Below are 14,129 nucleotides of genomic sequence, written 5' to 3' on the forward strand. Positions count from 1 at the left end.
CTACGTTTTATTATCAAACCCAAGAAATCAAGAATTATAGACTAAAGTCACTTTCCATTTAAATTAACCCATCATACAACACCACCTTTTTTACTACTATGAATATTTAGTCTGTACTTTTTTGATAGTATAGCATACAATATACCTATTAGACAGATTTTTTAGAAAACTTTTATTTTTTATTTACCTATTCTTATTTGAAAACACTTTTTATCGACTAAAAAATAGAGGTATTTATACCCATTAGGAGGAAACTCGATATGACAGACGTCTTCTTTTCCCCGCATTATGGTAAATTGTATGAAGAAATTGAAAATGGCACATGCGAACAATTCGAGTTTCGCCATCCCTTTGGGAAAATTCGGCATGTATTCATTAAACGGCCGCTCCCATTCCGGACAAACGGTCAAATTTTCTATGAAATTCTCACTCCTTATGGCTATGGAGGTCCCGTGATCGAAAAAGTCGTCCAAGGGCGAGAAAAAGACTTGGTCCGTTTGTATGACGCAGCGTTCAGTGACTACTGTGAAAAGCATGCAATCATCCGTGAGTTCATCCGTTTCCATCCATTGGTAGGCAATGCAGACCATTTTAAAGATGTGTATAACATACAGTTCAGACGGATGACCATCGGGACCGATTTGACCAAGTCAGCGGATCCTTTCCAAACAGAGTTCTCCAAGTCAGCACGGCGCAACGTACGGAATGCGTTAAAGCAAGGTGTGACGTTCCGCGTAATCGTCAATCCGTCTTCGCTTGGCGCATTTCCTTCTATATATTATCAAACAATGAAACGCAACCAAGCCTCATCCCTTTATTACTTTGATGATCGATATTTTGCTGAATGTTTAACCTCTCTCGGGAAAGCAATTGTTTTCGTAGAAGTGTTATACGAAGGAAAAGTGATCGGAGCGGGAATTAATTTTTCTTCCAACGAATGGATCCACACACATTTGTCAGGTACGCTTGCAGAGTTTCATCATCTTTCACCCGCATACATTCTGCAGTATGCACTTGTGCTTTGGGGCAAAGAAAATAATAAAGAACTCATCCACGATGGTGGGGGACGGACTGCCGATGAAGATGACCTTCTTTATTTGTTCAAAAAGCAATTCAGCAAGAATACGGACTTCCGCTACGAAATTGGTTACAAGGTCCGAAATGCTGAAGTGAATGCGAAAGCACTCCAGCAGGACGAAACGGAAGACGCGTTGTTCCGCATGTTCAGTGCGACTTCGTAGCCAAAAGACGGACCCAATTCGAAAAGGTGAAGGAGAGATCTTCAATCTCTCCTTCACCTTTTCGAATTATTCTTGGAGACATTTACTCCTCTGTCTCCTGTGCCGTTTCTTCGGCTTCTTCTTTTTTCCTGGCCAAAAGCTCTTCCCTATGAGCTTCAGCTTCGCTTTCGGCTCTCGAAGAAGCCTTTGCCAACGCTAGGAATACACCCGTTACAGCGAGTATGCCCCCGGAAATGATCATCCACATAAGATTCCCCTTTTTCCTTTTTCATGTGTCACTTTGTTTGAATCGATCTCAAGTTGATCTCATCATACCACATGCTTGGGGCACGGAAATGCATCTTCACGCTCGAGAAACCCCAGCAATTCCCCTCTAATCGACGGCAAAAAAGAAGACGGGACTTTTTATGCGGACGAACTGCAAATATTTTTCAACTAAAAGGCCTTTAGTCGCAAGAACACATTCTTCCGACTGTGGATTGGTCTTCAATTCCTTCAAAAAATCGTTCATTACGCGTTCTTCTCCTTGTTACCTTCCAACCCTTTTTGTTAATTATATTGCAAAAATTTTTATTCATTTGTACACTAATCCATGTAACTGATCATCAAACCATACACACCGGAGGGAATTTATTTTTATGCTCAAACAGTTTACAACACTCATTAAGAAACCCGCATTGGCGGTAACTGCTACTGTTCTGGCTGCAAGTGTCTTTCTCTATGATTTCTCGCATGCCGAAGCAGCTTCGGATGTCCGTTATGCTCATCTTCAGCCGTTCAGCCCAGAGTCCATCTGGAACACGGCAATGGGCAGCGGAGCGAAGTTCGACCCAGCTGACAGTTCACGGATGAAAAACTTCTTCAATGAAAGTGCTTATATCAATTCAAATAACGGATATGGCATTGCACTCAATATTGCAGAGCCGAGTGATCCCGTACGTTCTGTAACATTCCAAGGAAAAACGTATACACACCGGATTCCGGCAGAAGCAACAGTCATCTCAGGAACCGATGGAAACTTGAATGTAATCGACGGTCAATACGTTTATGAATACTGGCAAGTGAAAAAGAAGTCTGATGGGAATTACACAGCGGGATACGGCGTGAAAACCGACTTGCTCGATTCTGGCATCGAAGGCGGAATTCGCGCTGGCCAATTCAGTACGAACGGCGGCTTGATCCGCAAGCATGAATTGGAGAACTTGCATATGCCGCACGCACTTGTCATGGCTTTGTCTGCACAGCAGCTGAAGTCCGGATGGGTTTTCCCTGCAATCTCTGAAGATGGTGGGAACAACGGCTATTCTGGTACAATCCCGATGGGCAGCCTATTTGCGATTCCACCTGAAGTGGATATCGACAAACTCGGACTGAGCCCGGAAGGTCATATGCTCGCTGAAGCAATGCAGGATTATGGAGTGTATGTAGGAGATCGCGCTTCACAAATCACACTTTATGCGTCAAACGATGTCGAACGAGAACTTCCCGATGCGTTCAAACGGATGGTGAAAGATTTTCAATCCATCCTGAAAAACGAGCTGCGCTATGTCACGAATAGCTCAAAGAACTCGATCGGTGGCGGCGGTGAGCCACGTCAGCCGAAGCAAGCGGAAGTTGTCATTGCAGACAACCCGAATAAAATCGAAAATCCTGCAAATGTTGCAGGAAAACCGAATGAAGGGGAAAAAGAGCGTGTCGAAGAGCCAACCCCGAAGCCTAAAGGGGTATTCACGGACGTTCCAAACAACCACCGATTCTCAAAAGAAATCAAATCGATGGTGGAGCAAGGATTGATTCACGGTTATACCGATAGAAGCTATCGTCCCGATGCTTCCATCGAACGCCGTCATGTCGCGGAAATCATCTCACGCTCCAATGCAGACTTGACGCCTGTCCGTCCCGGTAAAGATTTCCAGGATGTCCCAAAAAGCCATCCGAACTACGATGGCATCCAAAAATTATACCGTGCAAAGATCATCGATGGATCGAACGGCAACTTCCATCCGTCCGCTCGATTGACACGTGCGGAGTCTGCGAAAATATTCGTCCAGACTTTTAACTTGAAGGAAAAACCCGGTGCTGCCAATATATTCTCGGATGTGTCCGGATCTTATTGGGCAGCTGACTATATCCGCGTGCTTTCATCGCATGGTGTCACACTCGGATCAAATGGTGCATATATGCCGCACCAAAGCTTGACGCGCGGTCAATATGCAGCATTCCTCTCCAGACTCTTGGATTGAGTGAATGGACACATACAGACAGGAAGAGAAAATGATCCAATTTTCTCTTCCTGTTTTTTTACTTGTCCAAATCCTGGAATCACTCCATCACCTGTGCCAATTCCACCACACGCGGCTGCAAGGCCGGGATAGGGACTCCATATCCTCCAGGGTTGCGGGTTTGCCAATTCCAGGAGTCCCGGCAAATGTCGATTAGCCCTCTTCGCACTTCCCAACCAAGGACCGCTCTTGCTTTCGTCGAGTCTGCACAATAGATGGCCACATCACCTGCTCTTCTTGGAACGATCTCGTATGAAATGTTTTTTCGTGTGACAAGACTGAATGCGTGCAGGATTTCGAGGACGCTGTAGCCTCTTCCTGTCCCGAGGTTGAAAATCTCCACGCCTTGCTGGAATGGTAAATGATTCAACGCTTTAATATGACCATCCGCTAGATCCATGACGTGCACATAATCGCGGACTCCTGTTCCATCAACCGTGTCGTAATCCGCTCCGAACACAGATAGCGACTCCCTTCTTCCGATTGCCACTTGTGTAATATAAGGCATCAAATTATCCGGGATTCCTTCAGGATCTTCACCGATCCGTCCACTTTCATGCGCTCCTGCAGGATTGAAATACCTGAGAATCGAAATTCTCCATGACGGATCGGAGGCATGGACGTCCTCCAGCACTTGTTCCACCATACTTTTAGTCCGGCCATAGGGGTTGCAGGCGTTCCGCACACACGTCTCGGAAATCGGTACTTGTTCTGTCTCTCCGTAAACAGTCGCAGAAGAGCTGAATACAAGGTTTTTGACGTGATGCCTCTTCATGATCTCGCACAAGTAAAGCGTTGCAGAAATATTATTGCGGTAATACAGCAACGGGTTGTCACTCGACTCCCCCACTGCCTTCAGCCCGGCAAAATGCATGACCGCTTCGATTTCATGATTTTTGAACACCTCGTCCAAAGACTTCTGATCCAGCAAATTGATTTGGTAGAAAGGAAAGTCTTTGCCTGTTAGCTCGTTGATCCGAAAAATCACTTCCAATCGACTATTGCAGAGATTGTCGATGATGACGATATCCCGCCCTTGCTGAAGCAAGGCAACCGCCACATGACTGCCAATAAACCCTGCTCCTCCAGTAACAAGAATCATTTGAACTACCTCCCGCTTTCTTTAGGTGGCTTTTAGACTATATGTCTAAGGTTAAAGTTAGGTTAAATATCTAAATATATCGAAAATTTAATTTTATGTTTTGATTAAAAATGGAGTATTCCCTCTAACGACCAGGAAATACTCCATTTTTTATATTATTTCTTTCGCTTAAAAGCTTAACTAGAAGCGCATACAATAAAAGCCCCGCAGCCGCTCCCGCACTATCAATCGCGACATCGCGCACTTCTCCGCTACGCCCTTCGATAAACAACTGGTGGATTTCATCCGACATCGCGTACACCACTGAGCCCATAAAAGCTAAAGCGAAACTCTGCCAGCCTGTCACACCACTCCTGCGAAGTGCATTCGTCAGCAAGATCCCAAGCAGCAAGTATGCGAAGAAATGGGCATTCTTCCGGACGATCGTGTGAAATTGCTCGACGCCCCCGCCGGAGTCCGGTACGATCGTCTCGATTGCTTGGATGATCACCTCCGTTACGCTCGAACTTAACTGGCTCGACTGCGAACCGGGCTGATGGGACAGCATGAAAATGACAGCCATCCAGAGGATAGCTGCCCCCCAAGCAATCTTTGCTCCATTCTTCATGAACATCTATTCCTTTATCTGCGTTTTTTCACTTTCCATCCGGTCGCTCAAACGTTTCGCATGCTCGATCACTTCATTGATCGTATAAGCGATAGCATCAGCCGATTTGACGAGAAACAAATTGGTCGCTTCTTGATGCGGATCGAAGATGATGACAGGTTTCCCTGCTTTAGACATCCAGCCGATTTCCACATACGTGCCTGGGTCATCGTTCAATAATACGGCGATCAACATGGACGTCTCTTCAAGAAGCCGGACATCGTTATCGAAAATTTCCTGGCGCTGTTCGTCGGTCTCATTCCCTGTGAACAAACCATTCTCCTGAATCGGTCTCCTGGACACGAAACCTTCCTGATTAAGCCGGTCGTGCAATTCGTCAATCCACTTGGTGTCGATATGTGGAAAGTCAGGTCCTGCTAGATACACTTGAATTTTTCCTTTCACAAACAATCTCTCCTTTACGTTCGATTGCTCACGTTCAGCTTGATTCCATTTTACCTTACTGGAAATTAATTGCATAGTCCTGCAACAATTCGGGAATAGAAAAGAAAATTCGAATAAGATGATAAGTCTCTCAAAAATAGATAGAATATATAATAGAGAGAAAGAATGAATGGACCGCATTATGGCATCTGACATGGACGCATCATATACCTAGAAAGGAAGATAGCCAGTGCAGAGTCGAGAAGATCTTCCTTTACAGACAATTTTAATGCATACAATTAAAGACATGGTCTTCGTGGTCCGCTCAGATGATGCAGACTTCCGCTATGCCTTTATCAACGAAGCGGTAGTTGCCAATACAGGACTAGACCAATCTGTTATCGGTAAAACGTTGGAAGAGACGCTACCCGATGCCCAAGCCCGCTTCTTCAAGAGCATGTACAGCAAAACGAAACTATTGAAGCAGAAAGTCACGTATGAAGATTCCTACTTAACTACAACAGGCGAATGGCATTACGCCAAAAGCGAAATGAATCCGCTGTTCGATGATGCGGGGAACTGCAATTTCATCGTCTGCGTGACCAAAGATTTGACGACCGAAAAGCTCGCACTGCTTGAGAAGAAAACAACCGCCAGACATCTTCAAGAAAAACAAGCACATTATCATTCCTTGTTTGAAAATAATACGGATGCCGTCTTCACGCTCGATCTCGACGGCTTAATCCAGGAAGGAAATATGACTGTCACGAATTTGAGCGGCTACCCGATCGATGCGATTATCGGCAAGCACCTGTCGTATTTCATCGATATAGACGCTGAAGAACTACTGGAATTTCTTCATCAATCCGCAAACCATATTTACACGAGCGACAAGCGCGTGATGTTCCTCCACCGCTTAGGAATGAAATTCGGCGTGTTATTGAAAGTCATCCCGATCAAGGTCGAGTCTCGCCTCGTCGGACTGTTTGCGGTATTGAAGGATATGCGCGAATTGGATAAGCTCGCAAGCTTGCTTATCGATACCGAAGAGAAGTTCCGGCTCATCGCGGAGTATCTCAACGATACGATCTTGCTCACGGATGAAACCGGAAAAGTTTCCTACGTAGCCCCGTCGGTAGAGAAGACATTCGGATATAAACCAGAGGAAATCGTTGGAAAGTCAGCCATTCCGATCATCCCTCAAGACGTTCTTCCGATCGTCTTCAATGAGTTCGAACGGGCTTCGGTGGACAGGACAACCACGACATTCCAAGTACCGCTTTATCATCAAAAAGGGCATCTCGTTTGGTCCGAAGTCAGCATTACGCCAGTATTCGATAAGCAGAATCATACACTGATCATCGCAAGAGACTTCACATTGCAGAAAGACCGGGAAACACAGCTGCATCATTTTGCATACAACGATTATTTGACCGGCATCCCGAACAGACGCCTATTTACGGAGCGTCTGACGCAACGGATCCTTCAGCACGACGAACGGCAATCCCCTTTTGCCATCGCGCTTTTTGATGTCGATCATTTCAAAAATATCAATGACGAGTTCGGACATGAAGTCGGGGATTATGTCATCACTGAACTTGCCGACCGGCTGCAAAGTCAGATCGGCGATGACAATCTCGTGGCGCGCCTAGGCGGGGACGAGTTCGTCATCATGCTGGAAGCGGTCGATGATGCCGATCAAGTACTGGCGATGTATGAAAAAATAAAAGTTGCATTGAAAGAACCATGGATCTTCAACGACCAACTGCTTACAGTCTCTGTAAGTGCCGGCTTCACCTTGATCGGCGAAGGGAAAAAACCGACTGTCTCGGAAGCGCTACACGACGCAGACAGAGCGATGTACCGCGCGAAGAAAATTGGGCAGGACGGCATGACCATCAGGCACTATAAATGAAAAAAGTGGCGGAAATCACTATTGATTTCCGCCACTTTTTTATTGTTTTTACAAATACTCTTTCTCGATCGTTTTCGTGCTGCGTACAGTATCAATCGGTCGTACCATGCTTTCGATCGATTCGCGTTTCGGCTCCAAGAATGGCGGCAGCGATAGTTTTTCACCAACCGTCTCATATGGCTCGTCACCCATGAAACCAGGACCATCAGTCGCCCACTCGAAGAGGATCCCTGGTGCAACGCGTGCGTACAATGACTCGAAGAAGAAACGGTCGACGTAACCGGACGTACCGAATCCGAAGCTTTGCATCCGGTCGATCCACTCATGCAAGACTTCCGTATCAGCTACGCGGAATGCTGCGTGGTGAACGGTACCGAACCCTTGTCGTCCATCCGGCATCAACGTATTGTGCTCGACAATTACTGACGCACCGTTCCCGCCTTCCCCCACTTCGAATAAGTGCAGTGAGCCTTCCTTCGCAACTTCACGCATGATCATTACTTTTTCTAGCATTTCTTTAAAGTAGTCGAATTCTTTGATGCGGATGTGGATCGGCCCGAGTCCTGTGATTGCGAACTCCAATGGTACTGGACCGTTTTGCCAAGGCCTACCGGATGCAACGCCTTCGTTTCCTTCATCTGAAATCAGCATGTACTGCTGATCATCGAAATCAGTGAATGAAATCGTATTTTTTCCGAACAATGACTTGATGCCCGAATGCTTCACATCGTATTTATCGAAACGTTTCACCCAATAGTCTAGTGCAGCATTGTCCGGTACGCGGAATGCTGTTTTGTAGATTTCATTTGTCCCGTGTGTTCCTTTAGGGATGTTCGGGAAGTCGAAAAACGTCATGTCTGTTCCTGCAGACCCTTTGTCGTCTGCGAAAAACAGGTGATAAGTTTGAATATCATCTTGGTTGACCGTTTTCTTGACGAGTCGCATCCCGAGGACATATGTGAAAAACTCATAGTTTTTTTCTGCACTGCTTGTGATTGCCGTTACGTGATGAATCCCTTTTAGTTCATTCATGATCGATTCCTCCATTTTTCTCTTTTGGTTTCGGACAGTTCTTTGAAAGGTCCTTCGCCCGGTACCCGATTTTTTTCATCAGCTCTTGCACTGTTAGTTGTTCTTCCTCCGACAACTCCTCAAAAACTTCCTGGATTAACGCTTCATGCGGCGGAAAAATCCGCTCCATCAATTCCTGCCCTGTTTCGGTCAATGCGGCGTAAATGACGCGGCGATCTTCCGGTGAAGCGGTCCGCTTCAAATACTTTTTATCTTCTAACTTGTCTACCACATAAGTCGTGCTGCCACTTGAAATGAGCGTCTTTTTCCCAATCGTCTGGATCGGCTGTTCCCCGCGGTGATAAAGAAGCTCCAATACCGAGAATTCAGTAGGATTCAGCCCATAACACGCGACATCTCGACGAATGATATCTTGAATGGCTTGGGAAGCACGTAAGATGATGGTCCATGTCTTCAATTCCCTGCTAAGCTCTTCCACTCGGTTCTCCTCCAAACTTTTACTTCAAAACTATTAATCTTTAATTCAAGATAATAATAACACAGATAAATATTCGCGTCAAAAGATAAACTTTGAATTCGAGATATAATAGATAAAAGAAAACCGCCCATAATGGACGGTCTTTTTAGAAATCGTTTTAAGCAAGAGAATCAGAAAATGGTTTCGTGACATCCATCGCATAGATGGCGATGCGGTTCATGAGTAAATCTCCTAGCGCATAGATTGGACGCTCTGCTTGTTGCACTTGTGCGATACGATCATTCATTGCTGCCAGAACGGAATCCGCTGAGAATTCCCCGCCTGCTGCTTGCGTTTTAAACGTTTCTTTAAAGAATAGGTTGGTGACTTCAAGTGCCTTCACCTTGTCCCCGTCCTTTTGCACCGCAAGCACTTCATAATAATTGCCGTACTCGTCGTGCAGGATATCCTGTTCTTTGATCTGTTGCATACTCAAAATCAATCCTCTCCTCTCTCTTAATCCTTTCTGCAAATATCAGAAAGTTCCTGCTAAACAATTGTGTTGAACCCTTCCACATGGCGGTGCTATAATGGTGCAGCTTGCTTCATTTCATTCAAACGGGAGCGCTTTACGTTAAAACCGAGTAAACAACCCTGATTTGTTTTGTTTGTTTCAATTTTCATGAATAGGGTATTTTATATCGATTGCATAACGGGCTTTCCGGCAGCACATGAACACGGAAGTAAAGACAAAAATATATAGACAGAAGGGAAGTGTGAGTCGGCATCATTCCATGCCGATTCGAAAAACATGAAAAAACTACATTTATTCCTATTATTGATGATCGGGGCGCTCATTTTGGCAGCGTGTACCGGCTCACCCGAAGAAGATCCGACAACGGACGACGCAGTGGAAGATAGCGGTGAACAAGATCTTCTTGCAAAAGTAAAAGATGAAGGAACATTGGTTGTCGGAACTGAAGGAACTTACCCTCCATTCACGTTCCATGATGAAACTGGCACATTAACTGGCTTTGACGTAGAAATCGCGCGCGAAGTCGGCGAACGTCTCGGCGTTGAAGTCGAATTCCTTGAAACACAGTGGGATGCCATTTTCGCAGGTCTTGATGCCAGCCGTTTCGATATGGTCGCAAACCAAGTCGGGATCAACCCTGAACGTGAAGAAAGCTACGACTTCTCGGATCCGTACATTACTTCTACAGCAGTTCTTGTCGTAGGTGCTGACGAGACGGAAATCGCTTCATTCGACGATCTTGAAGGAAAGCTTTCCGCACAATCTTTGACAAGTAACTACGGCGAGATTGCGCGTTCATACGGCGCTGAGCTTGAAGGCGTCGAAGGCTTCAACCAAGCAATCGAGCTTTTGAACTCTGGCCGCGTCGATGCGACGATCAACGATAACTTGACGGTTCTCGACTTCTTGAAGCAACGCCCTGACGCAAACATCGAAATCGTCGATGAGTCTTCAGACGCAGCGCAAAGTGCGCTCTTGTTCCGTAAAGGCAGCGGCGCAATCGTCGAAGAAGCAAACAAAGCACTTGCCGACATGATTGAAGACGGCACGTACGATGAAATTTCCGAAAGATGGTTCGGAGAAAATGTACTTGAATAGTATTTTCACCGATCCGGTCCAACAGGAGCGCCTCTGGAATATTTCACAGACTTCCTGGATGCCTTTATTGGAAGGTTTGATCCAATTCACGATCCCGTTATCGATCATTTCGTTCATCATCGGACTCGTGCTTGCCGTCTTGACGGCACTTGCACGCATCTCGACGATCAAGCCGCTGCAGATCATCGCACGGGTTTATGTTTCGATCATTCGCGGTACGCCGCTGCTCGTCCAGCTGTTCATCCTGTTCTACGGACTTCCGGCATTAGATATCGTCATTGATCCATTCCCAGCTGCTATCGTTGGATTTTCATTGAACGTCGGAGCTTACGCATCCGAAGTCATCCGTGCATCGATCCTGTCGATTCCGAAAGGCCAGTGGGAAGCTGCAGATACAATCGGAATGACGTATGCGCAGTCGTTGCGGCGCGTCATTTTGCCGCAGGCTGCCCGCGTATCGGTCCCACCCCTTTCGAACACGTTCATCAGCTTGGTGAAGGATACGTCCCTCGCCTCCATGATTCTCGTGACGGAAATGTTCCGGATCGCTCAGCAGATCGCCGCGACGAACTATGAATTCCTGCTGCTGTATACGCAAGCTGCACTAATTTATTGGGTCGTCTGCTTCCTGCTATCGATCGGACAAGGACGGCTTGAACACCGCTTCGACCGCTATGTCTCACGATGATTCGGACTATCGACCAATTGGAGGAATACGAAACGATGATTTCAATCAAAAATTTGCATAAACGCTTTGGTGACTTGGAAGTGCTGAAAGGCATCGATCTTGATGTGCAAAAAGGACAGGCGATTGTCGTGATCGGTCCATCCGGTTCCGGTAAGACGACGTTCCTGCGGTGCATCAACATTCTCGAAACACCTTCAGCAGGTACGGTGACGATCGACGGCCAAACAGCAGACTTCTCGAAGCCGATGCCAAAAAAACAAATCACATCATTCCGGAAGCAATCCGCGATGGTGTTCCAGCATTACAATCTGTTCCCTCACATGACAGCACTCGAAAACGTCATGGAAGGACCTATCACTGTCCAAGGACGAAAAAAGGATGTCGCGAAAAAGCAGGCGCTTGAGCTCTTGGCAAAAGTTGGCCTCGCAGAAAAAGCGGACGAATATCCTTTCCAGCTGTCAGGCGGTCAGCAGCAGCGTGTCGGCATTGCCCGTGCACTTGCACTTGAACCGAAAGTGATGCTGTTCGATGAGCCGACTTCGGCACTCGACCCAGAATTGGTCGGAGAAGTACTGCAAGTCATGAAAGATTTGGCTGCAGAAGGTATGACAATGGTCGTCGTGACGCATGAAATGCGCTTTGCAAAAGGTGTCGCAGACGAAGTATTGTTCATGGACGGCGGCGTCATCGTCGAACGCGGTACACCGGAAGAAGTGTTCAACTCACCAAAAGAAGCACGTACGCAGCGTTTCTTGAACTTGATTTCGGAAAAAGAAGAAATTTAAATAGAAACAGGCCATCTACCCGCATATTCATGCGAATGGATGGCCTGTTTTTTTATGCGTTCATCGCGAGTGGCTATTGGGCTGCCGACTCAGTTTCTTTCACGAAGTATTGATCGTACCAAAGAAGGAACATATACATCGTCCAAATTTTCCGGGCGTTGTTCACTTTCCCGCTCCGGTGCTCTTCTAGAAGACGACACATTTCTTCTGTCTCAAAAAACTGTGCAGCCATGTCACTTTTGAACATCGCCAAGATTTCATTGAAGTATCCATCTTCTCTTATCCAGTTGCGGATCGGGACCGGGAAACCGATTTTCTTCCGGTTCGCGGAAACTTCCGGCAATGCTTTTCGTGAAGCAAGGCGGAACGCATATTTCGTCGCTTTCGGATTGACCCGGTAGCGGACAGGTACTTTCGCTGCGACTTCCATGACTTTTTTATCGAGGAACGGCACGCGCAGTTCGATGGAATGGCTCATGCTCATCTTGTCAGCCTTCAATAAAATATCGTCCGTGAGCCAAAGCTGCAAGTCGAGCAATTGCATCCGGTTGAGTGGATCTTGCCCTTTCGTCTTCTTATAAAATGGCGCCACGACTGTCGCAATACCTGGGCCGCCTCTGTAAGGCTTCCGCACAAGTGCACGCGCGTCTCGCTCTTCGAAAATTTTTGCCTGTCCGATAAACCATTCATCGACCGGCAAGCCACCTTTGATCATCAGTTGGCGCCCGCGCATATCTGGAAGCTTGAGTGCTGCACGGCCAAGTGGTTTCCGAATGAACGATGGTAGCTTGCGGTATTTCTGAAGTGCCGGTGACGCTGTGTATTCATCGTAGCCGCCGAACAGCTCGTCCGCCCCTTCTCCTGACAGGACGACTGTCACTTGTTCACTCGCCAGTCTCGATAGGAAATAGAGCGGAACGATCGACGGATTCGAATGCGGCTCATCCATCATGTATTGGATTTTCCCAAGCTCACGGAAGCATTCCACGGAGTCGAGCACTTCGCTGACATTCTCAATTCCAAGCTCGTTCGAAAGAATCTGGGCATGATCGATTTCCGAGAAATTCGCGTCTGAGAAGCCGACTGTAAATGTTTGGTGCGGCTTCAGGACCGAGGCGACATAGCTTGAATCGACGCCGCTCGAGAGAAATGAGCCGACCTTCACATCACTGATTCGGTGCGCATGGATCGACTCCTTCACCACTTCATCGATTTCCTCAACGAGCTGGGTAAGCGGTGCATCCGTTTCATTGAATTCTGGTGTCCAATAGCGAGTAGTTGTCAGCCGACCCTTGTCATATTCCATATAATGCGCTGCCGGCAATTTGAAGACACCTTTGAAGAACGTTTCATTCGAAACCGGATATTGGAACGTCAAATACGGCAATAAAGCATGTTCATTCAATTCCTTCTTGAAAGCCGGATGCGGGAGGAAGCTCTTGATTTCCGAACCGAACAACAAAGTCCCATCCATTCCTGCATAATAAAATGGCTTGATGCCGAATGGATCCCGCGCTGCAAACATCTTACGCGCCGTCCGGTCATAGATGACGAATGCGAACATGCCGCGGAGGCGATGGACGATGTCTTTGCCATATTCTTCAAATCCGTGAAGGATCACTTCACTGTCCGTTGCAGTTTTGAAGAGATGCCCTTTTTCAACTAGTTCTTCTCGCAACTCTTGAAAGTTATAGATTTCCCCGTTAAAAATCAGTACGAGCCCTTCGTCTTCATTGAACATTGGCTGAGTTCCTGCCTCGAGGTCGATAATGCTCAAACGCCGAAAGCCAAGCGCTGCACCGTGTTCAACGAATTGCCCCTCGGAATCCGGTCCGCGGTGGACGATCCGGTCCATCATCTCTTCAAGTACTTGCGCTGCATTTTCTGTTTCCCCGATAAATCCTGTAAATCCACACATTCATTTATTCCCCCATGTTTTGATGAACTTCTTCTCTTTTCAAGTT

At 46.7% G+C, this 14,129-nt stretch carries 15 protein-coding genes; 6 read left to right on the forward strand and 9 right to left on the reverse strand.

The window, feature by feature from the left end:
- Positions 1–260 precede the first annotated feature (260 nt).
- Entirely contained in the window at positions 261–1,241 is a 981-nt protein-coding gene (locus GIW82_RS05805; protein WP_154748923.1) for a GNAT family N-acetyltransferase, read from the forward strand.
- Between the two features lie 82 nt (positions 1,242–1,323).
- Here GIW82_RS05805 and GIW82_RS05810 read toward each other — a convergent pair whose 3' ends face one another.
- Together GIW82_RS05810 and GIW82_RS05815 are read right to left on the reverse strand one after the other, a co-directional pair.
- Positions 1,324–1,482: a hypothetical protein gene (locus tag GIW82_RS05810; RefSeq protein ID WP_230309174.1), complete on the reverse strand. Its 159-nt coding sequence runs from the start codon at positions 1,480–1,482 to the stop codon at positions 1,324–1,326.
- A 132-nt stretch (positions 1,483–1,614) separates the two neighbouring features.
- Entirely contained in the window at positions 1,615–1,752 is a 138-nt protein-coding gene (locus tag GIW82_RS05815) for a hypothetical protein (protein WP_154748925.1), read from the reverse strand.
- Between the two features lie 127 nt (positions 1,753–1,879).
- Between GIW82_RS05815 and GIW82_RS05820 the strand changes: the two genes are divergently transcribed.
- Positions 1,880–3,484, forward strand: a complete 1,605-nt coding sequence (locus GIW82_RS05820) for an S-layer homology domain-containing protein (protein WP_154748926.1) — start codon at positions 1,880–1,882, stop codon at positions 3,482–3,484.
- A gap of 79 nt (positions 3,485–3,563) precedes the next feature.
- On the opposite strand, the gene galE is transcribed toward GIW82_RS05820, so the two are convergent.
- The 3 genes from galE to GIW82_RS05835 form a co-directional block, all read right to left on the reverse strand.
- Positions 3,564–4,625, reverse strand: a complete 1,062-nt coding sequence (galE, locus tag GIW82_RS05825) for a UDP-glucose 4-epimerase GalE (RefSeq protein WP_154748927.1) — start codon at positions 4,623–4,625, stop codon at positions 3,564–3,566.
- 124 nt (positions 4,626–4,749) lie between these two features.
- Positions 4,750–5,232: a VanZ family protein gene (locus GIW82_RS05830; protein WP_154748928.1), complete on the reverse strand. Its 483-nt coding sequence runs from the start codon at positions 5,230–5,232 to the stop codon at positions 4,750–4,752.
- A 6-nt stretch (positions 5,233–5,238) separates the two neighbouring features.
- The gene (locus tag GIW82_RS05835; protein WP_195913954.1) at positions 5,239–5,676 is read right to left on the reverse strand and encodes a nucleoside 2-deoxyribosyltransferase; all 438 of its coding nucleotides are present in this window, start codon (positions 5,674–5,676) and stop codon (positions 5,239–5,241) included.
- A 268-nt stretch (positions 5,677–5,944) separates the two neighbouring features.
- Between GIW82_RS05835 and GIW82_RS05840 the strand changes: the two genes are divergently transcribed.
- Positions 5,945–7,570 (forward strand): sensor domain-containing protein, encoded by a 1,626-nt coding sequence (locus GIW82_RS05840; RefSeq protein ID WP_195913955.1) that lies wholly within the window; start codon positions 5,945–5,947, stop codon positions 7,568–7,570.
- A gap of 48 nt (positions 7,571–7,618) precedes the next feature.
- Here GIW82_RS05840 and GIW82_RS05845 read toward each other — a convergent pair whose 3' ends face one another.
- From GIW82_RS05845 to GIW82_RS05855, 3 genes are all read right to left on the reverse strand, one after another.
- Complete coding sequence (locus tag GIW82_RS05845) at positions 7,619–8,602, reverse strand: ring-cleaving dioxygenase (RefSeq protein ID WP_154748931.1); 984 nt, start codon at positions 8,600–8,602, stop codon at positions 7,619–7,621.
- Positions 8,595–9,080: a MarR family winged helix-turn-helix transcriptional regulator gene (locus GIW82_RS05850; protein WP_370456105.1), complete on the reverse strand. Its 486-nt coding sequence runs from the start codon at positions 9,078–9,080 to the stop codon at positions 8,595–8,597. The genes GIW82_RS05845 and GIW82_RS05850 overlap by 8 nt, the downstream gene beginning before the upstream one ends.
- A gap of 157 nt (positions 9,081–9,237) precedes the next feature.
- Positions 9,238–9,549, reverse strand: a complete 312-nt coding sequence (locus tag GIW82_RS05855; protein ID WP_195913956.1) for a hypothetical protein — start codon at positions 9,547–9,549, stop codon at positions 9,238–9,240.
- Positions 9,550–9,870: 321 nt separating this feature from the next.
- On the opposite strand from GIW82_RS05855, the gene GIW82_RS05860 reads away from it, so the two are divergent.
- The 3 genes from GIW82_RS05860 to GIW82_RS05870 are packed head-to-tail and all read left to right on the forward strand — an operon-like array spanning position 9,871 to position 12,165.
- Positions 9,871–10,692 (forward strand): amino acid ABC transporter substrate-binding protein, encoded by an 822-nt coding sequence (locus GIW82_RS05860; protein WP_154748934.1) that lies wholly within the window; start codon positions 9,871–9,873, stop codon positions 10,690–10,692.
- Positions 10,679–11,380, forward strand: coding sequence for an amino acid ABC transporter permease (locus GIW82_RS05865; RefSeq protein ID WP_154749621.1), 702 nt, complete (start codon positions 10,679–10,681; stop codon positions 11,378–11,380). The genes GIW82_RS05860 and GIW82_RS05865 overlap by 14 nt, the downstream gene beginning before the upstream one ends.
- 35 nt (positions 11,381–11,415) lie before the next feature.
- Positions 11,416–12,165 (forward strand): amino acid ABC transporter ATP-binding protein, encoded by a 750-nt coding sequence (locus tag GIW82_RS05870; protein WP_154748935.1) that lies wholly within the window; start codon positions 11,416–11,418, stop codon positions 12,163–12,165.
- 73 nt (positions 12,166–12,238) lie between these two features.
- On the opposite strand, the gene asnB is transcribed toward GIW82_RS05870, so the two are convergent.
- Entirely contained in the window at positions 12,239–14,083 is a 1,845-nt protein-coding gene (gene asnB / locus GIW82_RS05875) for an asparagine synthase (glutamine-hydrolyzing) (protein ID WP_154748936.1), read from the reverse strand.
- Between the last annotated feature and the right edge of the window lie 46 nt (positions 14,084–14,129).

Source organism: Planomicrobium sp. YIM 101495, assembly GCF_009707665.1.
Classification (GTDB): Bacteria; Bacillota; Bacilli; order Bacillales_A; family Planococcaceae; genus Planococcus.